26 protein-coding genes are annotated in these 23360 nt (G+C 66.7%); 10 read left to right on the top strand and 16 right to left on the bottom strand.

Features of this window, described 5'->3' with window-relative positions:
* Nucleotides 1-352: 352 nt before the first annotated feature.
* Genes AC3A6J_RS27020 through AC3A6J_RS26975 form a run of 10 tightly spaced genes read right to left on the bottom strand, consistent with a single transcriptional unit; the run spans nt 353 to nt 8846 of the window.
* Nucleotides 353-1330 carry a Bug family tripartite tricarboxylate transporter substrate binding protein gene (locus tag AC3A6J_RS27020; RefSeq protein WP_487863092.1) on the bottom strand — a complete coding sequence of 326 codons (978 nt, stop codon included), beginning with the start codon at nt 1328-1330 and terminating at the stop codon, nt 353-355.
* A 23-nt stretch (nt 1331-1353) separates the two neighbouring features.
* Nucleotides 1354-1962, bottom strand: a complete 609-nt coding sequence (locus AC3A6J_RS27015; RefSeq protein ID WP_487863091.1) for an NADPH-dependent FMN reductase — start codon at nt 1960-1962, stop codon at nt 1354-1356.
* A gap of 3 nt (nt 1963-1965) precedes the next feature.
* A complete protein-coding gene (locus tag AC3A6J_RS27010) occupies nt 1966-2349 on the bottom strand; it encodes a nuclear transport factor 2 family protein (protein WP_487863090.1) in 384 nt (127 codons plus the stop codon).
* A gap of 8 nt (nt 2350-2357) precedes the next feature.
* Nucleotides 2358-3140, bottom strand: a complete 783-nt coding sequence (locus AC3A6J_RS27005; RefSeq protein WP_487863089.1) for a fumarylacetoacetate hydrolase family protein — start codon at nt 3138-3140, stop codon at nt 2358-2360.
* A gap of 10 nt (nt 3141-3150) precedes the next feature.
* Nucleotides 3151-3906 (bottom strand): ABC transporter permease, encoded by a 756-nt coding sequence (locus AC3A6J_RS27000; protein WP_487863088.1) that lies wholly within the window; start codon nt 3904-3906, stop codon nt 3151-3153.
* On the bottom strand, nt 3894-4724 hold the full coding sequence (locus AC3A6J_RS26995) for an ABC transporter ATP-binding protein (RefSeq protein WP_487863087.1): 831 nt from the start codon (nt 4722-4724) through the stop codon (nt 3894-3896). Before AC3A6J_RS26995 ends, AC3A6J_RS27000 begins: the two co-directional genes overlap by 13 nt.
* A 2-nt stretch (nt 4725-4726) precedes the next feature.
* Entirely contained in the window at nt 4727-5506 is a 780-nt protein-coding gene (locus tag AC3A6J_RS26990) for an ABC transporter permease (protein ID WP_487863086.1), read from the bottom strand.
* 11 nt (nt 5507-5517) lie between these two features.
* Nucleotides 5518-6486 carry an ABC transporter substrate-binding protein gene (locus AC3A6J_RS26985; RefSeq protein WP_487863085.1) on the bottom strand — a complete coding sequence of 323 codons (969 nt, stop codon included), beginning with the start codon at nt 6484-6486 and terminating at the stop codon, nt 5518-5520.
* 60 nt (nt 6487-6546) lie between these two features.
* On the bottom strand, nt 6547-7101 hold the full coding sequence (locus tag AC3A6J_RS26980) for a VOC family protein (protein WP_487863084.1): 555 nt from the start codon (nt 7099-7101) through the stop codon (nt 6547-6549).
* Nucleotides 7098-8846, bottom strand: a complete 1749-nt coding sequence (locus tag AC3A6J_RS26975) for an FAD-dependent monooxygenase (protein ID WP_487863083.1) — start codon at nt 8844-8846, stop codon at nt 7098-7100. The genes AC3A6J_RS26980 and AC3A6J_RS26975 overlap by 4 nt, the downstream gene beginning before the upstream one ends.
* Before the next feature lie 118 nt (nt 8847-8964).
* On the opposite strand from AC3A6J_RS26975, the gene AC3A6J_RS26970 reads away from it, so the two are divergent.
* Complete coding sequence (locus AC3A6J_RS26970) at nt 8965-9600, top strand: TetR/AcrR family transcriptional regulator (RefSeq protein ID WP_487863082.1); 636 nt, start codon at nt 8965-8967, stop codon at nt 9598-9600.
* Nucleotides 9601-9846: 246 nt separating this feature from the next.
* Here the strand turns inward: AC3A6J_RS26970 and leuB are convergent, their stop codons facing one another.
* Genes leuB through AC3A6J_RS26950 form a run of 4 tightly spaced genes read right to left on the bottom strand, consistent with a single transcriptional unit; the run spans nt 9847 to nt 14056 of the window.
* Nucleotides 9847-10920 carry a 3-isopropylmalate dehydrogenase gene (gene leuB / locus AC3A6J_RS26965; protein WP_487863081.1) on the bottom strand — a complete coding sequence of 358 codons (1074 nt, stop codon included), beginning with the start codon at nt 10918-10920 and terminating at the stop codon, nt 9847-9849.
* A 23-nt stretch (nt 10921-10943) separates the two neighbouring features.
* Nucleotides 10944-11567 (bottom strand): 3-isopropylmalate dehydratase small subunit, encoded by a 624-nt coding sequence (leuD, locus tag AC3A6J_RS26960; protein WP_487863080.1) that lies wholly within the window; start codon nt 11565-11567, stop codon nt 10944-10946.
* 33 nt (nt 11568-11600) lie between these two features.
* On the bottom strand, nt 11601-13022 hold the full coding sequence (leuC, locus tag AC3A6J_RS26955) for a 3-isopropylmalate dehydratase large subunit (RefSeq protein WP_487863079.1): 1422 nt from the start codon (nt 13020-13022) through the stop codon (nt 11601-11603).
* A gap of 44 nt (nt 13023-13066) precedes the next feature.
* Nucleotides 13067-14056, bottom strand: a complete 990-nt coding sequence (locus tag AC3A6J_RS26950) for a Bug family tripartite tricarboxylate transporter substrate binding protein (RefSeq protein ID WP_487863078.1) — start codon at nt 14054-14056, stop codon at nt 13067-13069.
* Between the two features lie 101 nt (nt 14057-14157).
* Between AC3A6J_RS26950 and gcvA the strand changes: the two genes are divergently transcribed.
* From gcvA to AC3A6J_RS26925, 5 genes are all read left to right on the top strand, one after another.
* Complete coding sequence (gcvA, locus tag AC3A6J_RS26945; RefSeq protein ID WP_487863077.1) at nt 14158-15054, top strand: transcriptional regulator GcvA; 897 nt, start codon at nt 14158-14160, stop codon at nt 15052-15054.
* 194 nt (nt 15055-15248) lie between these two features.
* Nucleotides 15249-16154: an SMP-30/gluconolactonase/LRE family protein gene (locus tag AC3A6J_RS26940; protein WP_487863076.1), complete on the top strand. Its 906-nt coding sequence runs from the start codon at nt 15249-15251 to the stop codon at nt 16152-16154.
* Between the two features lie 69 nt (nt 16155-16223).
* Nucleotides 16224-17201, top strand: coding sequence for a tripartite tricarboxylate transporter substrate binding protein (locus AC3A6J_RS26935; protein WP_487863075.1), 978 nt, complete (start codon nt 16224-16226; stop codon nt 17199-17201).
* Nucleotides 17202-17232: 31 nt separating this feature from the next.
* Nucleotides 17233-17526 (top strand): YciI family protein, encoded by a 294-nt coding sequence (locus AC3A6J_RS26930; protein ID WP_487863074.1) that lies wholly within the window; start codon nt 17233-17235, stop codon nt 17524-17526.
* Nucleotides 17527-17709: 183 nt separating this feature from the next.
* Nucleotides 17710-18117 carry an SRPBCC family protein gene (locus AC3A6J_RS26925; RefSeq protein ID WP_487863073.1) on the top strand — a complete coding sequence of 136 codons (408 nt, stop codon included), beginning with the start codon at nt 17710-17712 and terminating at the stop codon, nt 18115-18117.
* Between the two features lie 44 nt (nt 18118-18161).
* On the opposite strand, the gene AC3A6J_RS26920 is transcribed toward AC3A6J_RS26925, so the two are convergent.
* Nucleotides 18162-19010, bottom strand: coding sequence for a helix-turn-helix domain-containing protein (locus tag AC3A6J_RS26920; protein ID WP_487863072.1), 849 nt, complete (start codon nt 19008-19010; stop codon nt 18162-18164).
* A gap of 204 nt (nt 19011-19214) precedes the next feature.
* Between AC3A6J_RS26920 and AC3A6J_RS26915 the strand changes: the two genes are divergently transcribed.
* Nucleotides 19215-20192: a Bug family tripartite tricarboxylate transporter substrate binding protein gene (locus AC3A6J_RS26915; RefSeq protein WP_487863071.1), complete on the top strand. Its 978-nt coding sequence runs from the start codon at nt 19215-19217 to the stop codon at nt 20190-20192.
* Nucleotides 20193-20270: 78 nt separating this feature from the next.
* On the opposite strand, the gene AC3A6J_RS26910 is transcribed toward AC3A6J_RS26915, so the two are convergent.
* Nucleotides 20271-20951: a TetR/AcrR family transcriptional regulator gene (locus AC3A6J_RS26910; protein WP_487863070.1), complete on the bottom strand. Its 681-nt coding sequence runs from the start codon at nt 20949-20951 to the stop codon at nt 20271-20273.
* An 86-nt stretch (nt 20952-21037) separates the two neighbouring features.
* On the opposite strand from AC3A6J_RS26910, the gene AC3A6J_RS26905 reads away from it, so the two are divergent.
* The 3 genes from AC3A6J_RS26905 to AC3A6J_RS26895 all read left to right on the top strand — a co-directional run bounded on the left by AC3A6J_RS26905 (nt 21038) and on the right by AC3A6J_RS26895 (nt 23330).
* Nucleotides 21038-21550, top strand: coding sequence for an anthrone oxygenase family protein (locus tag AC3A6J_RS26905; protein WP_487863069.1), 513 nt, complete (start codon nt 21038-21040; stop codon nt 21548-21550).
* A 996-nt stretch (nt 21551-22546) separates the two neighbouring features.
* The gene (locus AC3A6J_RS26900; RefSeq protein ID WP_487863068.1) at nt 22547-22837 is read left to right on the top strand and encodes a type II toxin-antitoxin system TacA family antitoxin; all 291 of its coding nucleotides are present in this window, start codon (nt 22547-22549) and stop codon (nt 22835-22837) included.
* The gene (locus AC3A6J_RS26895) at nt 22830-23330 is read left to right on the top strand and encodes a GNAT family N-acetyltransferase (RefSeq protein ID WP_487863067.1); all 501 of its coding nucleotides are present in this window, start codon (nt 22830-22832) and stop codon (nt 23328-23330) included. Before AC3A6J_RS26900 ends, AC3A6J_RS26895 begins: the two co-directional genes overlap by 8 nt.
* Nucleotides 23331-23360: the final 30 nt, after the last annotated feature.

Raw genomic sequence — 23360 nt, 5'->3', positions numbered from 1 at the left:
GAAGACGGACTTGGGCACGGACGATTCTCGCCGCGCAACGTGCGTTGATCGATCGAAGGCGCGGGACCTGCGAAGGTTCATGGAGCTCGCGACCACGGAGGGCCCGCGTCTGTGCCCTCTGGTACGCATGGCCTATGTGCTCGGCGCGCGCTCCCAACCCGATGCCTTGCATCTGCTGGGCCGGTATGCCTTCAGCAACTGCTGGCCACATGCATTCGCCGCTGTGGGCCTGTCGAGACAAGCCCCGCATACATGCGCGAGATTGCCCGCCAGCCGTGCCGCCTGGCGCCGCCTCCGGTCTGTTGCTCCCTTGCCCGCCGCGGCAGGCTCGCGCTCACAACGAAAAACGCTCTCACTGCGCCGGGACGATTCTCCGCGCCTTGACGACCTCGCCCCACATCTTCGTCTCAGTGCGGATCAGTTCATTCAGTTCCTCCGCCGTGCTTCCCACCGCGACGGCCGACACTGCGGCGAGGCGCTCCTTGACCTCGGGCATCGATGCCACCGATCGCCAGGCGTCCGTCAATGCCGCGACGACCTCCTTCGGCGTTCCCGCGGGCGCCCAGACGGCATACCACCCATCGATCACGAACCCCGGCACTGTCTCCTTGACGGTAGGAATCCCGGACATTCCCTCGGCCCGGCGCGAGCCCGTCTGCGCCAGCGCGCGCACCTTGCCGCTGGCCACCAGGGCCGGAACCTGTGCGGCAGGGCTCATCGAGAGCTGGACCACGTTCGACATCAGGTCGCCGCTGAAATTGCCCGCGTAGTTCACCGGCAGAACTTCCGCACCTGCCTGGTGAGCGAGAAGCTGCGAGCCGAGATAGGCGGCAGAGGCGAATCCGGTGACGCCCATCGCGAGCTTGCCAGGATGCGCCTTCGCGTGAGTCACGAGCTCCGCGAAGGTTGTGATCGGGACCTGCGCGTTCACCATCCAGACGAAGGGCGAAGCCGCGAACCTGGAGACGGGGACCAGTTCCTTTTGCGGGTCGTACGGCAGATTGGCGACCATGTGAGGATTCATCGTGATCGTCTGATTGAAAGCGAAAAGCAGCGTGTATCCGTCCGGCTTCGCGCGCGTCACTTTCTGAACGCCGATGACGCCGCTGGCCCCCACCACGTTGTCGACCACCACCGGCTGGCCGAGCAGTTCGGACAGTTTCTGGGCGCCGAGCCGCCCGATGATGTCGACGCCGGTGCCCGCGCCGGCCGGCAGCACGAGCGTGATGGGGCGGGAGGGGTACTTGGCTTGCGAGGATGCGGCCAGGGGGACCCCGAGCGCCGCGGTGGCCAACAGTGCCGCGACGTACCGTCTTGCTGCGTTCTTCATGGATCTGTCTCCTGGTTTTTTGCTCACGAGGCGGGTTGGTGTTCGGCGCGCAGGGGCCGCAGGCTGCGGGCCAGCCGATCGATCTCTCGCAGCATCGGCTCGACTGCCGCGACGATTGCATCGGTGGCCACGAAGGATCGGGCCGCATCCAGCCGGCTCGCAATGTCCGCAACCGCGATCGACTCCACGACCGGCACCATCCGGAGTGCGCACAGCAACGGCTTGGCCGCCTGTACCGCGCGGATGCCTCCCGAGATGCCGCCGTAGCTCACGAAGCCGGCCGGCTTGTAGTGCCACTCCCGTGACAGGAACGTGAGTGCATTGACGAAGGACGACGGAGGAAAGTGGTTGTATTCGGGAATGACGAAAACGAAGGCGTCGGCTTCCTGCACCTTGGCAGCCCATGCCCGTGTATGCGCATGGGCGTATTCGCCCAGTCGAGGGTGCCTTGGTTCGTCGAAGACGGGCAGGTCGAATGTCTTCAGGTCGACCCGTTCGACCGCGAGCCTGCCGGAGCGGCCCGCTTCCCCGGCGAACCATTGGGCCACTGCATCCCCTACCCTGCCCGCGCGGGTGCTGCACGTCACGACATGCAGCCTCGGCGCCTGCTCGATGGTGTTTGAAAGCTGCATGTTTCAGCCTTCCAGGACCTTGGTGGCTTGCCAATGCAGCAGCCTCAACCCGTCCTCGGCCCGGATCCAGACCGTGACGAAGGCGTTGTCCATGACCTTGATCTGGCCGGCGACGTCCAGGGTCGTGCGGGTCTTGCCGCTCAACAGCGCAACAGGACCGCTCGTCCGGACGCACTGGCCGGAGCGCAGCGCTTCGACGAAGCGGTACCTGCCTGCCGCGATCGACGCGAGGAAAGCGGCCTTGTCGTCGGTCTTTCCGTTCGCGTGGGTGTGGCGGTAGTCGGGCGCGAGCATCTGCTCGAGCGCGGCCAGGTCCTGCCGGTACAACGCCTGGTATCTGGCTTCGTCGGCGGCGAGGACCTGCGATTCGATGGTGGAGTTCGTCATGGGCGTCGTCATGCGCCCTGCGCGACCACGTCGTTGCTCAGCACCCCCACGCCCTCGATGTCGACCTCGAAGGTGTCGCCGGGCCGAAGCGGTCCCACGCCGCCCGGCGTTCCGGTCATGATGAGGTCGCCAGGCATCAAGGTGATCGACCTGCTCAGGTAGGCCACGAGCGCGTCGACGCCGAAGAGCAGGTCGGAGGTGTCGCAGTCCTGGACGACCGCGCCGTTCAAGCGTCCTCGCATCCGCAGCTTCGAAGGGTCCGCCGCCGTCTCGATGCAGGGACCGATCGGCGCGAAGGTGTCGAACGCCTTGCCGATGGTCATGAGACCCATCGCCATTTCCTGTCGCTGGATCGTGCGTTCGCTCACGTCATTGCCGCAGGTGTAGCCGAGGACATAGCTCAGCGCGTCCGCCCGCGCGATGTTCCTCGCCTTGCGCCCGATCACCGCGACGAGTTCGCTCTCGTAGTGCACGATGGTGCTGCCTTCGGGGTAGACGATGCGCTCGCCATGGGCAATCAACGCGGTGTCAGGCTTCATGAAGAGCGGCGCAATCTCCGGGAGCTCGCGACCGGTCTCGAGGATGTGAGCCTTGTAGTTGAAGCCGACGCCGAAGATGCGCGGATGCGCCACGGTCGGCGGCAGGAGCGTCAGGCTCGCGAGTGGCCAGGTCTCCTCGCCCGGCTCGATCGCCCCCTCGAAGGGCGACGCCTTCAGCGCCCGCACCGTTGCCGGCCCGTCCAGCACGCCGAACCGCGGTCGCCCTGCCTCCAGAAACTTGTAGATCTTCATGTCGTCGCTCCTATGGTTGAACCTTGATGGCCAGTTTGCGAAGCGCGGCCAGCACGCCGTTGCAAAGCAGCACCAGCGCCGTCGCCAGGACGATGCCGTAGTACACCCCGGCCGAGTCGCCGAGCTGCCTGGCCTGCTCGATGCCGTGCCCGATCCCCACCTTCGCCGCGAGGTACTCGGCAACGAGCGCCGCGCTGACCGCCCACGGCAAGGCGACCTGAAGTCCTGTGAACATGAAGGGAAGCACGCTCGGGATGACGACATGCCGCGTGAGCTGCAGCGGACTGGCACCGAACACTCTCGCTGTCATGACCAGGCGCGCGTTCACGGTGGCCAGGCCTGCATAGGTCAGCGAGAAGACGATGAAGAGGACCGTCAGCGCGACCAGCATCACCTTGGGCGCCCATCCGGTGCCGAACCAGAGCACGAGAAGCGGGACCAGGCCCAGTTTCGGAATGCTCATGAGGGCCGTGATGAACGGCTGCACCATCGTGTCGAGCCGCGGAGCGAGCCTGAGCACGCACGCGATGGCGCATCCGCACACGGCGCCGACCGACGTGCCCGCCAGCAGCAGGTGACCGGTCGCGGCCAGGTCGGCAAGGAGCCTGCCCGCCAGCAGTTCCGACCAGACCCGCGCGGCGACCTGTCCGATGCCGGGGACCCAGTAGTCCCCGACACCACGGCTCGCGAGCTCCCACGCCGCTGCGAAAGCGGCCAGGCCCAGCGCCCTGGCCAGAAGCACCTCCTGCCGCGTCATGGCTGGCATGCGCGGCGCAGGCAATCGCGCACGGCGTCATAGTGCCCCGCGAACGTCGGGGCCTTGAAGATCAGTTCCGGATCGCGCGGGCGGTCGATGTCGATGTGGCGCTCCAGCACGATCCGCCCCGGCGAACCCGACAGCACGATGATGCGGTCGCCCAGCGCGATGGCTTCGCTGATGTCGTGCGTGACGAACAGAATCGTCTTCTTCTCGGTCGCCCACAGCGCGAGCAGATCGCTTTGCAATTGCGCCCGCGTCTCGGCGTCGAGTGCCCCGAAGGGCTCATCCATGAGGACGACCGGCGGGTTGTAGGCGAGCGTACGGGCCAGGGATGCGCGCTTGCGCATCCCGCCCGACAGCTGATGCGGGAAATGCCTCGTCCATTGGGCGAGCCCGACCCGGTCGATCAGATGCCGCACGCGCTCGAGCTCCGACGGCGAAGGCCTGCCGGCGAGCGTGAGCGGGAACATCACGTTGTCCCACACGGTGCGCCACGGCAGCAGGTTGTCGTCCTGCGTGACGTAGCCGATCTGGCGGCTGCTGCCGGGGTTGGGCGGCATGTCGGCGCCCCCCACGACTTCGCCCCGGAAGGCAATCTGACCCGCAGACGGTTGCAGCGTCTGTGCCACCAGGTTCAGAAGCGTCGACTTGCCGGCGCCGGAGGAACCCATGACGGTCACGAATTCGCCCTCCCGGACGCTCAGGTCCAGGTCGCGCAGGATCCAGTGGCGCTCGCCGGCAGTGCGCGCAGCGTACGAGATGCCCAGTTGCCGCAGTTGCAGCAGCACGTCGGCCATGGCCGCCTCGGGGATGTCTCTCTTCATGGTCATGCTCCGACGGTGCGCGCGCCCTGCGACGGGTCGGCTTGCCACCCCAGCAGGCGCTTCTCGATCTGCGACAGGACCGCGCTCACCGAAAGAACGATGAGCATCACGGTCACGAGCGACACGAACACCAGGGTGGTGTCGAAATCCGTGGCGCCGTACTGCGCCAGGTAGCCCAGGCCGCGATTCGACGAGATGATCTCTCCGACGATGGCACCGGCGACGGCGTAAGGGACGGCCACGCGCAGACCGCCGAAGACGTACGGGACGACGGCGGGCCAGACCACATGCCTGAGCAACTGCGATTCCGAGGCACCGAGAACGCGCACCGACAGCAGGAGCTTCCGGTCGACGGCCTCGACGCCGTCGAGGGTGCTGTAGAAGACGATGAAGAAGATCGCCGCCGTCACCAGGGCGACCTTCGCACCAGGCCCGACCCCGAGCCAGAGGATGAACAACGGCACGAGCGCCGTCTTGGGGATGGCGTATCCGATGGCGGCCACACCCACGAACGCCGCGCGCGAAAAGGGATGGCGGCGCAGCGCCATCGCGACCGCGCAGCCGGGGATCGCACCGAGGAGGAAGCCGCCGAATGCCTCGCCGAGCGTGAACCGGCCGTGGAACCAGAGATCGCCGTTCAGCACCAGCATCCAGATTCGTTCCACGACCAGCGTCGGCGAACTGATCCAGTAGGCCCCCCGCAGGCGCCCCACCACCTCCCAGGCGATCAGGACCACGCAGGCCAGAACGACCCGGTCCGTCCACACGCGACGATGATTCATCTCCGGCCCGCCTATCTGCCGGAGCCCACGAACTCGTCGGTGAAGAGGGTCTTGGCGAGCGCCTTCAGTGCTGCCTTGTCATCCTGCGGACCGAACATCACGTCCACCGTGTGGTCGAACGCCCGTCCCATCGGCATCGCGCGCGCGGGGGTGTTGCGCTGGAAGCTCTCGAACGCCTGCTTCAGCAGATCGGGGTCCATCTTCTCGAAGCGCCTGCCCAGCAGCGCCAGCGCCTTCTGCGGCTCGGCGGCGATGAGCGCCAGACTGCGGTCGAGGGCGCCGACCATCTGGCGGCAGGTGGCCGCGGCACTGCTGCACAAGCCGTCGCGGGCGACCAGCACGTTGTACGTCGTCGGATTCACCTGGGGGAAATCGCCGCCGGGGCCGCTGATCCAGAGGCGTGCGCCCCGGCGGACGGCTTCCAGCGTGAACGGGCTGGAGAAGACGAAGCCATCCACCTCCTTCTTCTGAAGCGCCGCGTCCATGCCGGGCGGCGCAATGAAGACCAGGCGGATGTCCCGGTCGGCGTCGATGCCCGCCTGCCGGGCGACGAACCGCAGATAGGCCTGCGGCAGGCCGTTCGCCGTGTCGACGGCCAAGGTCAGGCCCTTGAGTGCGCGGGCCCGGTCCATCGGCGACTTGGCGGACGCCAGGCGTTCGGCCGTGGGCCCAGACAGCACGATCTCGGTGGTCGCGTTTTCCTGGAGCCCGGCGATGGCCAGCGTCTTCTGGCCGCGCTGGGCCGCGCGCAGCTGGATGAGGCCGGCGATCGTGGTGAAGTCGGCGCTGCCGCCGATCAGCGCATTGAGCGCAGCGGGGCCCGCCAGCTGGCTGAGCTCCACGTCGAGGCCCGCGTCCTTGAAGTAGCCGGCGTCCTGGGCGATGTAGACCGGCGCGAAGAGGACGGAGACGGCGGGAAGCACCAGCTTCGTCGTCGCGGGCTGGGCCGCCGCGGTGAGCGCCGCAGCCGCAATGGTCAAGCCGATGGCGGCTTTCCTCAGATACCTGTTGAGCATGCCATGTCTCCTTGCTTGAATGACTCAGAGGACCGAATCGGGGCGCCGCATCAATTCCACTTCGGGAACCCCGCCGCGCAGCTTCTGCAGCATCTCGTCCGCGTCGAATTCGATCCCGATCGGGTTGCGCTTGAACGCTTCGCTCTGGAGCCAGGCATTGGTCGTCTCGGGATCGGGAAAGCTGTCCACCTGCAGCTCGATCTGGTTGCCCTCGGGGTCCGCGTAGTAGAAGGAAACGGTGGGCCCGTGGTTGATCGCGCGATGGGGAACGATCCCGAGCTGCCGGAGCCGCACGAAGTTGTCGAGCAGGTCGGCGAGCGAGTCGTAGGCGAAGGCCGTGTGGAAGTGGCCGGCACGGACCGTCGCGTCTGGCGGCGGATAGTCTTGCAGCGCGATCAGCGCGATCCGGTGGTGCTCATCGTCGTAGGTCAGAAACGCGACCTTGTCGGACGCGTGGGCCACGTGCGCACCGAGAACCGTGCAGTACCAGTCCACGAGCTCGCGCAGGCGGTTGGTGCGCAATGCGACGTGGGCCAACCGCCGGGGCGGCTTGGTGGCGATGGCAGCGACTGAAGTCATGCGTGTACCTCCTGGTGTTGTGACGCGGGCTCGGCATCCCGCTCGTCTGGTTTCGAGGCGAAGGCACCGATCACTTGCGCCATCGTTCGGTCTGCTTGGGGCAAGGCGTCCCTGGCGCGCCATGCAACATGCCCGTCGGGCCGGACGAGGACGGCACCGCGCGGAGAGATTTCGTAGAGGTCGTGGAACGCCCCCAGGTGGTCCAGCAGGTCGCGATGCGCCCCCACGACAAATGCCTGTGAGCGGATGCCTGCCTCGGAGGTCGCCTTCGTGAACGCTTGCACCCATGGCTGGGCATCGCGCCCTGCGAGCAGGGTGAAGCGCAGGTCCTTGAACAGGTCCACGGTCGAGATCGTGGGCCCGCCTTCGGGCAGCTTCAGCCAGCAGTGGGGCGCGCGTGCGCCCGGCGCGGCGCTTGCGTCATAGGTGTTGACGTCCGGCGGCTGCGCCGGATTTCCCTCGTCGAAGACCAGCGCCGAGCGATAGGCATAGCCGAAGGTCTGCCCGTGGTATTCGAAATGATCCCGTTGGCCGGGAATGGCGTCGCGCATGCGCGAGATGTCGTCTTCGCAGAAGTCCTCGTGCGTCTTCATGATGCCGCCCAGCCCTGCGGCCTCCATGCGTCGCGCATTGCGCACGCTCTGCGCCACGTTGAACCGGATCACCGGCAGGCGTTCGGCTTCATACGAGTCGAGAATCCCCTCCCCCGCCACGCCCCTGAGGACCAGCGCGAGTTTCCAGCACAGGTTGTGCACATCGCCGATCGCCGTGTTCATTCCCTGCCCGCCGGTAGGTGGCAAGGGGTGGGCGGCATCGCCTGCAAGGAAGATGTTGCCGACGCGCAGCTTCTGCGCGATACGCGCCTGCATGCGCCATGCGCGAACGTCCCTGACCTGCAATCGAAGATCCTCGACGCCGATGGCCGCCTTGACGATGTCGGCGCACCGCTCGCGGGTGAAATCTCCCGGGGCATTCCTGGTGGCGTCGTAGCCGAAGTTGTAGGTCCAGCGGTTGCGGCCGTCCAGCGCGATCATCACGCCGACGGTCGCCGGGTTGTAGATCCACCAAAGCAGATTCGGGCGATTCGCCACCCAGGGCCACAGGTCGGCCTCGAAGTAGACGCCGATCTGATGGCCGAGCGCCGCTTCGCCGCCCAGAGGAACGCCCACCCGCTCGCGAAGCGTCCCGCGCGCGCCGTCGGCCGCGATGGCGTAGCGGGCGCGGACGACGCGCGTCGCGCCATCGGCCGTGGTGATCTTTGCCGACACACCCCGCTCGTCCTGTTCCAGCGCTTCCAGCAGGGCCCCGAACATGACCTGCACGCTGGTCTGATCTTCCGCGGCGCGTCGAAGAACCGGCTCGAGCGCATCCTGCGGGCAGGATGTCTTCGCACTCGGGCCGTACGTCTCGAAGAGTCGATTCCGCTGCCGATCGGCGCGCGTACGGATCTCGCCGATCACTTCGCCGGCAACGGATCGCACGAAGATGGCGCCCTGATTCCGGTCGTGCGGAATGCCGCGGGCGCGGACCGCGTCCTCCAGTCCCCAGGTCCTGAAGATCTCCATCGTCCTCGCGCTGACGACGTGGCCGCGCGGATGGAAGCTCGTCGACGGGTGCTTCTCGACGAGCAGCGCGCGTACCCCGCAGCGCCCCAGCGCAATGGCCGCCGCCAGACCGCACGGCCCGCCGCCGACGATCAGAACCTCGTAGCCGAGAGCAGACGCGTCTCCTGATTGCATCAACATGATTGAACTTGTTCTTGATTGACTGTCAGTCAGTTTAGAGCGCGAAGCACAACCGCGTCCGCTGGTTTTCCCTGAGGCACGGAATGCCCCGCTTCCGGGCGGTCATATGATCGAAGCGATGACAGACAACGCGATTCCTCCAGGTCGCCGCAACCGGGAAACACCCGATCGGCCGCCCTCGGGCAAGCAACGAATCCTGGAAACGGCAGAGCGCCTTTTTGCGAGCCGGGGATTCCTGGACGTCTCGGCCGCCGAGATCGTTCGCGAGGCCGGCGTCGCGCACGGCCTGCTTTTTCATCACTTCGGCTCGATGGAAGGTCTGTATGCCGAGGTCAGCCGGGCGGCGGCGCAGCAGATGAACAAGACGCAGCAGGACTCGTTTCGCGGACGGACCGCGCGTGAGCAATTGACATCGTTCCTGCGCGCCCATCTGAAGGCCGTGAAGCAACGGCAAGGCGATGCGCTCTTCAGAGCGCGCTCCCACAACCTCGCCATCAATGCGGAGGTGGCCGGGATCTGGGAAGCGTCGCGTCAGCAAGCGATCGATAGGATTTGCGAAGTCCTGGGGATTCCGGGTCCCACCAGGAAGGTTCGAGCCTGCATGCGTGCCTGGATCGGATTCCACGATCAGCTCGTTCTGGCGTGGCTGGCAGACCGGTCAGTGAGCGAATCCGAAGTGCTGGCGCTGACCCTTCAACAACTTGATCATCTGGCCTCTGACGTGATGTCCGTCGAACTGGATCGGAGCGTTTGAGGCCAGCCGCCGGGACACCGATGATGCTCACCGATGCCTCGCTGCCGGTGCAGGTGGAGGGGTATGCCTCTGCTGAAGATCGTGCGTGTCCATCCCTGATCCCGAGCGCGACGGGTCCAGTACACAAAGTGACCCTAACGCCAGAGCGCAGCCGCATCCGATGGACATCCAGGTGATGCCGTCAATGCCCGGCGGCCTGAAAGGTCGACCGTCGCAAGGGCCCGCGCGGAACCCGCCCGCTCGCGCTCAGCGCCCGCTCAACGCCGCAACCACGGCATCCCCCATCGCCGCCGTGCCCACGCGCGTCGTCCCCGGCTGGTAGATGTCGCCCGTGCGCAGGCCGTTAGCCAGCACGCGGCGCACCGCCTGCTCCACGCGCTCGGCGTCGCTGGCCCGGCCGAAGGAGAAGCGCAGCATCATCGCCATTGACAGGATCGCAGCGAGCGGATTCGCGAGATCCTTCCCCGCGATGTCGGGCGCGGTGCCGTGCACCGGCTCGTAGAGGCCGAAGCTGCCGGCTGCCATCGAGGCCGAGGGCAGCATGCCGATCGAGCCCGTGAGCATGGCCGCCGCATCCGACAGGATGTCGCCGAAGATGTTGCCGGTGACGATCACGTCGAACTGCTTGGGCGCGCGCATCAGTTGCATCGCGGCCGCGTCGACGAACAGGTGCGTGAGTTCCACGTCCGGGTATTCGGCGCCCACGCGCGTGACCACCTCGCGCCACAGCTGCATCACTTCAAGAACGTTCGCCTTGTCGACCGAGCACAGCCGGCCCTTGCGCTTTCGTGCGGTGCGAAACGCCACATGGGCGATGCGCTCCACCTCGGGCTCCGAATAGCGCATGGTGTTGAAGGCCTCGCGCTCGCCTGCGGCGTTCACGCCCGAGCCGCGCGGCTCGCCGAAATACACGTCGCCCGTGAGCTCGCGCAGGATGAGGAGGTCCAGGCCTTCCACCACCTCGGGCTTGAGCGTGGAAGCGCCGAGGAGCTCGGGGAACAGGAAGGCGGGCCTGAAGTTGGCGAAGAGCCCGAGTTCCTTGCGCAGGCGCAGCAGGCTCGCGCCCGGGCGCATCGCAAACGGAATTGTCTCGTCGCCCGGCATGCCGGCGGCGCCGAACAGGATGGCATCGGCCTTGCGCGCGATCTCGCTCGTGGCGGCGGGCAACGGATCGCCCGCGGTGTCGATGCCGGCCTGGCCGATGGCTGCATGCGCGAACTCGATCGGTTGCGTGGAGCCCACCACGGCCTTGAGCACCTTGAGCGCTTCGGTCGTCACCTCGGGGCCAATGCCGTCGCCCGGCATCACTGCGATCTTCATTTCGAAAGGCCTTTCTCGCCCCGTCAGAGGGGCTGCTGGTTGGAATGTGCGTCTGCGCCTGCATGGCGAAAGCGTTCGAACGCGTCGATGCGGTCGCGCTGCGTGAGCGTGTAGGCGATTTCGTCGAGCCCTTCGAGCAGGCAATGCCGCGCGAACGGATCGATGGCGAACGGCACCGCCTCGCCGCCGGAGCGGGTGACGGTCTGCGTTGCCAGGTCGACGCGCAGACGGGCACCGGGTGCCGACGCAAGCTCGGTCAGCATCGCCTGTACCGTGACTTCGGCCAGCCGCACCGGCAGCAGTCCGTTCTTCAGCGCGTTCGAATAGAAGATGTCGCCGAAGCTCGGGGCGATCACGCAGCGGAAGCCGCCGTCATGCAGCGCCCAGACCGCATGCTCCCGGGAGGAGCCGCAGCCGAAGTTGCGCCCCGCCACGAGGATGCGCGCCTGCGCGTACGCCGGAGCGTTGAGGACGAAGTCGCTGCGCGGCGCGCCGGAGACGTCGCGCCGCACGTCGTGGAACAGGTAGCGGCCGAAGTCGTCGGAGCGCGGCTTCTGCAGGTAGTGCGCGGGCACGATCTGGTCGGTGTCGATGTTGCTGCGCGGCAGTGGCGCGGCCACTGCATCCAGAGAGATGAAGGCTTCCATGGGGTCCGTGTGTCTTGGCTTGTCGTGCGTCGCTCAGCCTGCGGGCAAGAGGCCGCGTACGTCGGTGAGCCGCCCGGTCACGGCGGCGGCCGCGGCCATCGCCGGGCTCATGAGGTGCGTTCGCGAGCCCGGCCCCTGGCGGCCGACGAAGTTGCGGTTGGAAGTGGACGCGCAGCGCCGACCCGCAGCGACCTGGTCGCCGTTGGTGCCCAGGCACATCGAGCAGCCCGCGTGCCGCCATTGCAGCCCGGCCTCCCGGAAGACCGCGTCGAGCCCCTCGGACTCGGCCTGCTGCTTGACGAGCCCCGAGCCGGGCACGACCCACGCCTCCACACCCTCGGCCACGCGCCGGCCGCGCACCACCTCGGCGGCGCTGCGCATGTCCTCGATGCGGCCGTTGGTGCACGAGCCGATGAAGACGTGGTCGACCCGCACATCGGCCAATGCCTGGCCCGGGACGAGGCCCATGTAGGCGAGCGTGCGCTCGAGCGCTTCGCGGCGTTCGGCGTTCGAGGCCTGGGCGGGGTCGGGCACGCGGCCCGTGATCGGGAGTGCGTCTTCCGGGCTGTTGCCCCAGGTCACCATTGGTTCGATCTCACCGGCGTGCAGGCGCACCTCGCGGTCGAATGCCGCGCCCTCGTCGCTCGGCAGTTGCCGCCAGCGCGCGAGTGCCGCGTCCCAGGCGGCACCCCGTGGCGCCTCGGGGAGGCCGGCGAGCCATTCGAAGGTCGTGTCGTCGGGCGCGACCATGCCGGCACGGGCGCCGGCCTCGATCGACATGTTGCACACCGTCATGCGGCCCGCCATCGGGAGCGCGCGGATCGCCTCGCCCCCGTACTCGATCACGTGGCCCGTACCGCCCGCGGCACCGATGCGCGCGATCACCGCGAGGATGATGTCCTTGGCCGAGACGCCCTGCCCCAGGCGCCCGTCGACGATCACGCGCAGCGTGCGCGGCCGGCGCTGCCAGAGCGTCTGTGTCGCGAGCACATGCGCCACTTCGGAGGCGCCGATGCCGAAGGCCAGCGCACCGAGTGCGCCGTGCGTGGCGGTATGACTGTCGCCGCAGACGATCACGCTGCCCGGCAGGCTCAGCCCCTGCTCGGGGCCGACCACGTGCACGATGCCCTGGCGGATGTCGTCGATGCCGATGAAGCGGATGCCCGCCGCGGCGCTGTCATCGCGCAGCGCATCGGCCATCGCGCGCTTCTCGGCATCGGGGATGTCTGCGAGCGTGCGCGAACTCGTGGGAACGTAATGGTCCGGGGTCGCGAACGCGCGATCGGGCCGGCGCACCGGAAGCCCCCGCTGGCGCAGCATCTCGAAGGCAGGCGCGGAGCCGTCCTGCACCAGGTGGCGATCCACGTACAGCAGGCTCTGGCCATCGTCGCGCTGCATGACCACATGCGGCGTCCAGATCTTTTCGAACAGGGTGCGGGGGACGAAGGCGGGCATGGCGCGTGGGTTCTCGGACGGAGGTTGGATTGCGCTTCTTGCTGTCAGTCGAGCTTCACGCCGGAGATGCGCACGATCTCCGCATAGCGTTTCGTCTCGCTCGCCATGAAACGGGCGAACTCCTCGGGCGTGCCGCCCCCGATCTCGGCACCGAAGGCCAGCATGCGCTTCTTGAACTCGGGCGAGCCGAGCACCGCATTGGCCTCGGCATTGAGCTTCGCGATGATCGGCTTGGGCGTGCCCGCCGGGGCCGAGAGGCCATACCACGACGAGGCGTAGATGCCGGGCAGGCCCACCTCGTCGAAGGTGGGCACGTCGGGCAATGCGGGGTTGCGCTGCTTCGACGCCACCGCCAGCGCGCGCATCTTGCCGCTCGCGATGAACGGCAGGCAGGTCGTGGTGTCGAGCATCAGCGACACATGGCCCGCCGCCAGGTCCGCCTCGGCCGGGGCGGTGCCCTTGTACGGCACATGCACGATGTCGATCTTCGTGGCGCTGGCGAACTGCACGGCCGCCAGATGCTGCGATGAGCCGACGCCACCCGACGCGTAGTTGAGCTTGCCGGGGTTGGCGCGCGCCGCGTCGATCACGTCCTTCACCGTCTTGAACGGCGAGTTGCCCGGCACCACGAGGATGTTGGGCACCGCCGAGACGTAGATGATCGGCTCGAAGTCCTTCACCGGATCGAAGCCCAGCTTGCCATACAGACTGATGTTGACCGCGTTCGGGCTGATCGAGGCCATCAGGAGGTTGTAGCCGTCGGGCTTCTGGCGGGCGGCGAGTTCGGTGCCGATGTTGCCCCCCGCGCCGCCCCGGTTGTCGATGACGAACGGGTGGCCCATGCGCTGTCCGAGCAGGTCCGCGAGGATGCGCGCGGTGGTGTCGACGCCGCCGCCCGCAGGCCAGGGCACCATGAGCTTGATGGGCTGGTTGGGATAGGTGTCCACAGCCTGCGCCTGTGCCGAGGCCACCGTCACCGCCAAGCCGCCGAAGAGCGCCGCGGCCAGGGTGCAGGCATGCATTTTCTTCATCATCTCTTTGTCTCCTTGGCTTGTAGTGGCCGAATGCTAGTTCTGCACAGGAGCACGCCGCAATCACAATTAACGCATGAGCTCATGAGTTAAAGTCAGACCCCATGACCCGCCGCCTGCCCCCGCTGAACGCCTTGCGCGCCTTCGAGGCGGCGGCGCGCTGCGGCAACTTCACGCGCGCGGCGCAGGAGCTTTGCGTGACCCAGGGCGCGGTGAGCCGCCATGTCGCCACGCTCGAAGGCTGGCTCAAGGTGCAGCTCTTCGAACGCGGGCGCCACGGCATCCGGCTCACGCCGGCGGGGCAGGAATACCACGCGAGCATGCGCGTGGCCTTCGACCAGATCGAGCATGGCACGCGGCAGTTGCAGCAGAGCCCCGACGAATGGCTGCTGCGCGTGAAGGTGCCGCCCACCTTCGCGATCCGCTGGCTCATTCCGCGGCTCGCGCGCTTCCATGCGCTGCATCCACGCGTCGACGTGCAGATCACCACTTCGCACAAGCCGACCGACTTCGACCGCGACGATGTGGACGTCGGCATCCATTCCGAGCCAGCGCCGCCGGAGGGCCCCGGCTACCGGCTGCTGTTTCGCGAGACGCTGCTGCCGGTCTGCGCGCCGGCACTGCTGCTGCGCAAGCCGCCGCTCGCGCAGCCGGCCGACCTGGCGAAGCACGCGCTGTTGAGTTCGCTGAACCGGCCGCAGGACTGGCCGACGTGGCTGAAGGCCGCCGGCGTGCGCGGCGTGGACACGCGCCACGGCCTCAAGTTCGAGAACGCCGCAATGGCCTACCAGGCTGCAGCCGAGGAACTGGGCGTGATGATGGGCCTGCTGGCTTTCGTGCGCGACGATCTTGCAAGTGGGCGGCTGGCTGCCCCCTTCGAGCTGCGCGTGCCGACCGGCGGCGGCTATTTCATGGCGTGGCGCGCCGACCGGCCGGTGCCGCAGCGGGTGCGGGACTTCGAGAGCTGGATCGCGGCGGAGACCGCCGAGGCGGACGCCTGAAGGATCCGGCAAGCAGGAATCGCCTGCGGGCCCGTATGACGGAGCCGTGTGCCGGGACGATGAGGTTTACTCATGTCTCGCATGACTTAATTGTGGTTGAAGCCCAGCAACGGGGCAGCTATCTTTGGCGCCCGAATCATCCATAGAAAAGCCTTCGCCGACGTCACGCACATCGGAGCGGGTGGCGCGAGATCATGACAATCCTGGCCGACGGTCTGCAGTTTCCTGAGGGGCCAGTGGCATTGGGCGATGGCTCGGTGGTGCTGGTCGAGATGCGTGCGGGGCGCATCTCGCGGGTCGCGCCCAACGGGCGCATGCAGACGGTGAGCGACTGCGGCGGCGGCCCCAACGGCGCTGCCATCGGGCCGGACGGCGCGCTCTATGTCTGCGACAACGGGGGCAGCGCCTATGCGCCGGGCCGCTTCACCTCCACGGGGCCTGCGCCTGGATACGACGGCGGCAGCATCCGCCGCGTCGATCTCGCCGACGGCGCCGTCTCGACGCTCTACACCCGCTGCGGCGAACACCGGCTGTCATCGCCCAACGACCTCGTGTTCGACGCGCAAGGCGGCTTCTACTTCACCGACTTCGGCAAGAAGCATGCGCGCATGCGTGACACCGGCGGCGTCTACTACGCGCTACCCGATGGCTCTCGGATCGTCGAGGTGGCGTACGGGCTGCTTTCGCCCAATGGTATAGCCCTGTCGCCGGACGACCGGGTCCTGTACGTCGCCGAAACCGAGACCGCGCGTCTGTGGGCCTTCGATGTGGTGGAGCCCGGCGTCGTCGACAAGCACCCCTTCCCTTCGCCGCACGGCGCACGCCTGGTCTGCGGCCTGCCGGGCTTCCAGCGCTTCGACAGCATGGCCGTCCAGGCGAGCGGGCACGTGTGCGTCGCCACGCTGGTCACGGGCGCGATCTCGGTCATCGCACCCGACGGCGAACTGGTGCGCCAGCAGGCATTTCCCGACATCTACGTGACCAACATCTGCTTCGGCGGACCGGACCTGCGCACCGCCTACCTGACGCTGTCGGGCACGGGCCAGCTCGTCTCGCTGCCATGGCCCGAGCCGGGCCTTCGGCTGCATTTCAACGCCTAGCCGCCCGTACCGTACCTCTCGCTTGCCTCGTCCCCATCACGCGTCACCACGCCATCACCGGAGAACACCATGAACCGTCGAGAACTCATCACTGCGCTGGCGGGGGCCTGCGGGGCCGGTGTCCTGGGCACGTTGCCGTCGCGCGCCGCCAGCCCGTCCTATCCCAATCGCCAGGTTCGCGTCGTGGTGCCCTTCACCGCCGGCGGCGGAACCGACGTGGTGGCGCGGGCGCTCGCGGCAAGCATGTCCGAATCGCTCGGGCAGACCTTCTACATCGACAACAAGCCAGGCGCCAGCACAGTCATCGGCTCGGAGTACGTGGCCAAGTCGGCGCCCGACGGCTATACCCTGCTGGTGGCGAGCGTGCCGCATGCAACCAATCCGTCGATGATGAAGAACCTGCCGTTCGACACGGTCAAGGCATTCGTGCCGGTGAGCCTCGCGGTGCAGTCGCCCTTCATCATGGTCGCGTCGGCTGCGTCCCCGGTCCATTCGATGGATGAAGCACTCGCGCAGGCCGGGGCGCGCCGCCTGTCCTTTGCATCCACGGGCAGCGGCACCGCCGATCACCTGTCGATGGAACTGCTTGCGCTGCAATCGGGCGTGTCGATGACGCACGTTCCCTACAAGGGCACCGGCCCCGCACTCGCCGACGTGATGGGCGGCCACGTCGACCTCATGTTCGCCAACGTGGTGGCCGCCGGGCCGCTCGTGAAGTCCGGCAAGCTGCGCGCGCTCGCGGCGTCGACCGCCAGGCGGTCAGCGTCGCTGCCAGAGGTGCGCACGGTCGAAGAGATCAGCGGCAAGCCCTTCGACGTGAGCGCCTGGACCGGCGTGCTCGCACCCGCGGGCACCGATCCCGCGCTCGTCGAGCGCCTGGGCGCCGAGGTGCGCAAGGCCCTGCAGACGAACGTCACGCGCGAGGCCCTGGTGGCCAACGGCGCCGAGCCGGTGGGCAGCACGCCCGCGCAGTTCCGGGCCTTCATCGCGCGCGAGATGCAGACCTGGAGCGCCATCATCGCGAAGGCCGGCATCACGCCGAGCTGAGCACGATGCCGCATCGACCGTCGAGGAGCCCATGCCTTTCGCCATCATCGCTTTCGACAGGCCGCAGGCGCAAGCGCTGCGTGCGGCGCTCAAGCCCGCCCACCTGGACTATCTGGTTGCGCGCGAGCACATGATGCTCGCCGGTGGTGCGCTGCTCGACACTGAAGGCCAGCCGATCGGCGGCCTGATCATCCTGGACACCGAGGATCGGCAGACCGCGCAGGCATTCGCGAGCGGCGACCCATTCAACACCGGACAGCTGTTTGCTACTGTCGATGTCGTGCCTTGGCGCCAATCATTCTTCGATAGGAAGCGAACGCGATGATCCGGCTCTCTGAAGTGCCCCGGATTCCGTGGAGGCCGGTTGGCTTGCCACCACCCATCCCATGCATGCCGTTCTACTCTTCTGATGACCTGAGAAGTAATCGACCGGAGGGGGCAGTCACGCTAATGTCGTCGTGAGCTGAGACCGATCACCGCAACCTTCTTCAATCAGACAGGAAACTCAATGAACATCACGGTAGAAACCAAGGTAAGCGCACCCATCGAAAAGGTCTGGCGCTGCTACACCTCTCCTGAAGACATCAAGCAGTGGAACGCCGCGTCCGACGACTGGCACACCACGACGGCGGCCGTTGACCTGCGCGAGGGCGGTGCGTTCAGTTCGCGAATGGAAGCGAAAGACGGCAGCATGGGGTTCGACTTCGCAGGGACCTACACCAAAATCGTGGAGCCAGAGCTCATTGAATACACATTCGGCGATCGCTCGGCACGCGTCGACTTCATCCAGGCCGGCCAAGGGGTGACGGTGCGCGTCAGCTTCGAGGCCGAGTCGACCCACTCCGTCGAGCAGCAACGGGACGGCTGGCAGGCGATTCTGGAGAGTTTCGCTCGATACACCGAAGCCAAACCATGAATTGACCCAGCGGGCGCTCAGCAAGCTTCCGGCAACCCTCCTATCTAGCTCGCGGAGCCTTCCTCAATACCCATTGCGTACGAATGCTCCGGCGATAGCAGAAACGCCCGAGTAAACGAATCGGCGGGATGCCAAAGCGTCACGCGTGGCGCAGCGGCGGTGATGTTCTGGGGCAGGCCGACCAGCAGCTGGGTCGAAAGAAACGACAGGCGGCCAACCGCGGTATCGAACACCAGGCCGAGCTGCGTCACACCACTCGATCGCAGCACGCACGGCGCCGGCTCCGCATAGCGAAGGCGCAACCGTTGCTCGAGCAGTTTCGCCCGCGGCCTGAGCGCGTGGTTGGCCCAGGCTTCGGCTTCAAGCTGGCGCAGCACGCTCCAGCCGATCTGCGCGGCATTGCGCAAGCTGTCGAGCATGCCCCCTGGTCGCGCGAACAGGTCGACCATGTCGACGCCGCTCGAGGCCTCCTGCAAGGCGGCGGGAAGCTGCGGCATCACGATCCGGTGAAGCCTGCGCCTGGCACGGTTGCTGGCGAGCAGCATCCAGTCGGCATCGACGCAGATGGCCGGACAGGGCTCGTGCGCTGCCAGCAGCTCCAGCGCGCATGCGGGCGCTTCAGTGACCGGTTCGTCATGCGCCTGATCGCCAAGGCTGGAAAAACCGCCATGGAGCAGCGCTGCGTTGCGAAGCGCATCGGAGGCCCGAACCTCGTCGAGCCAGGCCCGAAGCAGCTGCCGGCCCGGGCGCGAGAGACCCCGCTCGACAAAGCTGACGTGGCGCTGCGATACGCCGAGGCGCGTCGCCAGCTCGATCTGGCTCAGGCCTCGCTCCAATCGGACTTCGCGCAGCAGTCGAGCCAGGTTCGTCGCTATGTCTGTCGTCTTCGTCATTGCGTTTCAACTCGCCCTGTCGTGCTTCTCGACTTCCGGGTGCGAATGATCACACAGGACGCCCGAAATCCGCCAGCCGGGCATCCCTCGTCGTCACAACGAGGCGGCATGGCTCATGGCCTGAAAGGTCGTTGCACGACGTCACGCGCTCTGGTCCAGTCCGGGAACGCCAAGAACTGGCTATCCACTCACTGCATAAATTCAATGAGGAACACGAAACTGTTGGAGGTCGTCATCGGAGCGCTTTGGGGCATGACGGCCGGCGGGTCGGCAGCGCAGCATGCCGCCTTCCCGGGACCGGTGCGGATCGTAGTCGGCTTCCCGGCCGGCGGCTCCTCGGATGTGCAGGCGCGCACCATTGCCGAGAAGCTGGGTCCGGCGCTCGGGACACAGGTGGTGGTAGAAAACCGCTCCGGGGCAGGTGGTCAGATTGCCGCGGAGCACGTGCGAGCGGCGGCGCCGGACGGCACGACCGTCCTGCTGGGCAGCACACATATGCTGGTCATGCTGCCGCTGGTTTCACGTTCCGTACGGTACGACCCGCGCAAGGACTTCCAGGCCGTCGGGCGCATCCAGAGTTTCACGCTGGCGTTCGCAGTGCCCACCGCATCGACGGCACAGACGCTCGGGCAGTGGCTCGACTTGGCGCGCGCCGCCCCGCTGCACTCGACCTACGGCGTGCCGGCACCCGGCAGCGTGCCCCACTTCGTCGGCTATCAACTCGGCAGGAGCGCCGAGGTCGATCTGCTTGCCGTGCCCTATCGCGGCGGAGCGCCGCTGGTGCAGGATCTGCTCGGCGGCCAGGTCAGCGCCGGCATCGTCCCCGTGGCAGACATCGCTTCCCATCACGCGGACAGCAAGATCCGGGTGCTGGCCGTGAATGGCACCACGCGATCACCGCTACTGCCGCAGGTGCCCACGCTGACGGAACTCGGAAAGCCAGGGTTTGAGAATCTCGAATGGACCGGGATGTTCGTGCCGGCAAGAACGCCGCGCGCCGTCATCGAGCGGCTGAACGCCGCATTGGTGCAGACGCTCAACGACTCCGAGGTTCGCGCGCGCATGCGCAAGCTGGGCACCGAGCTGCAACCCAGCACGCCCGACGAACTTTCAGCGTTGATCGAACTTGGGTTGCGCCATTGGGGCGATGTGGTCGAGGCCTCCGGCTTCAAGGTTGATTGACGTAGGCGCCATGGTCGCTCGGTGGCCCAGGCGCTTCGCGATCTGCTTGACCGACTCGGTCTTGGATCGTCGCACCCCTTACTTCGGCCGGCGGGCGCCGCTGGTCGTGCGCGCCAGCTGCTCGACGCCTCCCAGGATCACCGACAGGCCGAACTCGAACGCTTCGTCGAAGTCCCAGCCGTCGAACGCGAGGTCACGCTCGATGTGCTCAAAGCCGCCGCCGCTCAATCGGCCTTGCGCGAGTGCGGTCGCCGGATCCATGCCCTTGAACGGCCCCTTCACCTCGTACGAGGCCTGCCCCAGCGTGAAGTTGGTGAGCAGGAAATAGACCCGAAACGCATCGTCACCGGTCACCCCCGCCTCGCCAAGAGCCTGCAAGGTCAGGTCCAGTGGCCGGAAGATCGCCAGCGGGGGCTCTTCAAGCGCCTCCATCAACCGCACCGAAGCGGGGTGGGCGCGCACCGCAGCGCGCAGGCTGCGAAAGCAGTAGCGAATGCGCTCGCGCCAATCCGCATGGTCGCAGGAGAAGTCGATCTGCTGCGCAAGGTGCTCGGCCATCGCGCGCAGGAGCTCTTCCTTGCCCGCAAAGTGGTTGTACAAGGCCATCGGACTGACCTTCAGCGCCTCCGCCAGGCGGCGCATGGTCAGCGAGTCCAGTCCCTCCCGATCGACCAACCCCAGTGCGCACTGCAGTACGCCGGTGGGGTCCACGGCCGCCTGCCGGGGCCGGCCCCGCGGTCGTTTGCGTTCGCTCGTCATGACCGCATTGTCACCGGGCACTTCTGCTTGACAAAATGTACGCCGTATATAAATTGGAGTGCCGGCCACTGCAAGGGAGTTCCACCGTGATCACTTCTCTACACGTCCTGACCGCCTTTCTCGTCTCGATCGCCTGGGCACTGGCGCTTTCGCATGCGCTGGAGTGGCCCGGCAAGCTGAGGCTGGACGAGAAGGCGTACGCCGCCACTCAGACGATCTACTACCCGGGCTTCACCATCGGAGGAGCCATCGGTGAGGCGGGGGGCATCGTGGCCACATCCGTGCTGCTGCTGTTTACAGAGCCTGGCGCGCCACAGTTCGCATTCACGCTCGCAGCCCTGCTGGCCCTGCTGGCGATGCATGCGACCTACTGGCTGATGACGCACCCCGTGAACAAGTTCTGGCTGCGCGGACAGCAGCTGGAGGGCGCGGGCGCCGGCTTCTTCGGTATTGGCGAGCGGGGGCGCGAGACAGCCAACCACGCGGACCGACACCAGGTCTGGGCCGGGCTGCGCCGGAGGTGGGAGTGCTCCCACGCCGTGCGCGCCGCATTCTCCGGTGTGGCGCTGGCATGCCTGCTGGTGGCGCTGGCGCTGTGAGGGAATGAGCCGACAAAGTCGTCAGCCCTCTATGCTGGCCGAACTCCGGCGCCCGGCGGACTTTTCATCTGTCGCTCATGAGCCGCGGCACATCGAGTCGCACCATTGGCAATCTCGCTTCCATGACGGCCGACCCAGCGGCTTGCGGGTTATCGCTGGACGTTTTTGGAGTTCAGGTATCGGCGAGCTCCTGGCGCGATGGGCGCCAAGTCCGCGACGCTCGTCCATCGCGTCCGCAGGTACTCCGCGCGTGGCGGACTCCGCAGCACCTGAAAAGCTTCGCAAGCATGAGGGCGACCATTCGTGAACCGGGATGCCCGACCAACAATGCGTTGAAGGGCTGGCCGTGAGTACGAGCAGCGGCTCGACCCACCGGAGAGCTATGCACGCTCGAAGCGCCTACGCACTCAAAGGCTGGCGAACGGCTATCGCATGACCCGCATGACCCGCATGACCCGCATGACCCGCATGACCCGCATGACCCGCAGAAAAGAATAGCGCCTCGGACGATGCGATGTGTCGCCTTAGGAAGGGCCTGCCTCGCCATCGGCAGCGTACCAATGCGCACGAGCAAGCCTTTTTGCTGAGCTCGGCATGACAGCATTGCGACCGTCTGTGAGATCCCGCGTGCCGACGCCTGATGCGCGAACGACGCAGCGCAAACTCAACCTCGAAGGTTCCGGCACTACACGGGCTGCTGCGAACTTGCGATGAGGCGCGCAGGCAGCGGATGTCCGTCGCCCGGCGAGTGCAGCCCAGTCGAAAATGAACTCCCGCTCGGATCGAGCCTTGCGGATTCGTCCCCGCGATGGACCGGCCTTCCCGCCGATTGGCTGATCCGCTTTTCGAGAGGTTCTCGCTGATCTGGCCTGTCTTCTCGCCCGTGCAAGAGTTCAGTCCTTGGAGCATGTGAGTCAAAAATGAATCCTTACGGTCCAAGTTTCGTCTTGACATGTACGGCAATACGCCGTACATTTTGGAAAAGAGAGGTTTTTTATGTCCACTGAGATCGTCCGAACCGAGCGTGTCGAAGCCCGCATTGCGCCTAGCGTACTGGCTTTGGTCCGGCGCGCAGCAGAGATCGAAGGGCGCAGCCTGAGTGACTTTCTCGTTGGAGCCGCGCAAGAAGCGGCACGCCGCACGATTGAGCAGACGCAGATCATCCGGTTGTCGATGGAAGAACAGCAACGCTTTGCTTCGTTGCTGCTCGACCCTCCCGCGCTCTCTCCGGCGATGGCGCGGGCAGCCAAGGCCCACAAGAAACTGATCACCTTGCGCGGTGACTGATCAGTTCCGCATAGAGGCGCTTGCGTCTGAACATGACCGCGCGACCTTCGCCTGCGGCAGCGATCCACTCGACAAGTATCTGCGAGAGCAAGCGTCTCAGGACATGCGCCGCCGCACCAGCGCCTGCTACGTCGCTATCGACAAAACGACAGATGCGATCGCCGGGTGCTACACCCTCGCAGCAGGCAGTGTGCCTCTTGCTGACCTGACCGAGGCAACCGCGAAGAGGCTGCCGCGGTATCCTCTTGTCCCAGTCGCGCGCGTTGGCCGCCTTGCGGTGAGCCTGGCGTTCCAGAAGCGTCAGCTCGGTGCGGCGCTTCTGTGGGATGCAGGCCTGCGCGCCATGCAGTCAGGCATGGGCGTCTTCGCACTGGTTGTCGACGCCAAGGACGAGACCGCCGCCGCGTTCTACGAGCATCACGGCTTCGTCAGTTTCAGCAGCAACCCGCTGACCTACATGCTGCCGATTGCAACCCTTGCAAAGAAGACCTGAGCGCTTGCGGGCGATAGTCCGGCTACCCTT

It is taken from the genome of Variovorax sp. Soil_C_39 (genome assembly GCF_057656815.1).
This window is presented reverse-complemented; position numbering and strand designations above follow the sequence as displayed.

Bases quoted from the DNA above. Each gene is read 5' to 3' on its own strand.
- AC3A6J_RS27020 (WP_487863092.1), bottom strand. From the start codon at position 1,330: ATGAAGAACGCAGCAAGACGGTACGTCGCGGCACTGTTGGCCACCGCG.
- AC3A6J_RS27015 (WP_487863091.1), bottom strand. From the start codon at position 1,962: ATGCAGCTTTCAAACACCATCGAGCAGGCGCCGAGGCTGCATGTCGTG.
- AC3A6J_RS27010 (WP_487863090.1), bottom strand. From the start codon at position 2,349: ATGACGAACTCCACCATCGAATCGCAGGTCCTCGCCGCCGACGAAGCC.
- AC3A6J_RS27005 (WP_487863089.1), bottom strand. From the start codon at position 3,140: ATGAAGATCTACAAGTTTCTGGAGGCAGGGCGACCGCGGTTCGGCGTG.
- AC3A6J_RS27000 (WP_487863088.1), bottom strand. From the start codon at position 3,906: ATGCCAGCCATGACGCGGCAGGAGGTGCTTCTGGCCAGGGCGCTGGGC.
- AC3A6J_RS26995 (WP_487863087.1), bottom strand. From the start codon at position 4,724: ATGAAGAGAGACATCCCCGAGGCGGCCATGGCCGACGTGCTGCTGCAA.
- AC3A6J_RS26990 (WP_487863086.1), bottom strand. From the start codon at position 5,506: ATGAATCATCGTCGCGTGTGGACGGACCGGGTCGTTCTGGCCTGCGTG.
- AC3A6J_RS26980 (WP_487863084.1), bottom strand. From the start codon at position 7,101: ATGACTTCAGTCGCTGCCATCGCCACCAAGCCGCCCCGGCGGTTGGCC.
- AC3A6J_RS26975 (WP_487863083.1), bottom strand. From the start codon at position 8,846: ATGTTGATGCAATCAGGAGACGCGTCTGCTCTCGGCTACGAGGTTCTG.
- AC3A6J_RS26970 (WP_487863082.1), top strand. From the start codon at position 8,965: ATGACAGACAACGCGATTCCTCCAGGTCGCCGCAACCGGGAAACACCC.
- leuB (WP_487863081.1), bottom strand. From the start codon at position 10,920: ATGAAGATCGCAGTGATGCCGGGCGACGGCATTGGCCCCGAGGTGACG.
- leuD (WP_487863080.1), bottom strand. From the start codon at position 11,567: ATGGAAGCCTTCATCTCTCTGGATGCAGTGGCCGCGCCACTGCCGCGC.
- leuC (WP_487863079.1), bottom strand. From the start codon at position 13,022: ATGCCCGCCTTCGTCCCCCGCACCCTGTTCGAAAAGATCTGGACGCCG.
- AC3A6J_RS26950 (WP_487863078.1), bottom strand. From the start codon at position 14,056: ATGATGAAGAAAATGCATGCCTGCACCCTGGCCGCGGCGCTCTTCGGC.
- gcvA (WP_487863077.1), top strand. From the start codon at position 14,158: ATGACCCGCCGCCTGCCCCCGCTGAACGCCTTGCGCGCCTTCGAGGCG.
- AC3A6J_RS26940 (WP_487863076.1), top strand. From the start codon at position 15,249: ATGACAATCCTGGCCGACGGTCTGCAGTTTCCTGAGGGGCCAGTGGCA.
- AC3A6J_RS26935 (WP_487863075.1), top strand. From the start codon at position 16,224: ATGAACCGTCGAGAACTCATCACTGCGCTGGCGGGGGCCTGCGGGGCC.
- AC3A6J_RS26930 (WP_487863074.1), top strand. From the start codon at position 17,233: ATGCCTTTCGCCATCATCGCTTTCGACAGGCCGCAGGCGCAAGCGCTG.
- AC3A6J_RS26925 (WP_487863073.1), top strand. From the start codon at position 17,710: ATGAACATCACGGTAGAAACCAAGGTAAGCGCACCCATCGAAAAGGTC.
- AC3A6J_RS26920 (WP_487863072.1), bottom strand. From the start codon at position 19,010: ATGACGAAGACGACAGACATAGCGACGAACCTGGCTCGACTGCTGCGC.
- AC3A6J_RS26915 (WP_487863071.1), top strand. From the start codon at position 19,215: ATGAGGAACACGAAACTGTTGGAGGTCGTCATCGGAGCGCTTTGGGGC.
- AC3A6J_RS26910 (WP_487863070.1), bottom strand. From the start codon at position 20,951: ATGACGAGCGAACGCAAACGACCGCGGGGCCGGCCCCGGCAGGCGGCC.
- AC3A6J_RS26900 (WP_487863068.1), top strand. From the start codon at position 22,547: ATGTCCACTGAGATCGTCCGAACCGAGCGTGTCGAAGCCCGCATTGCG.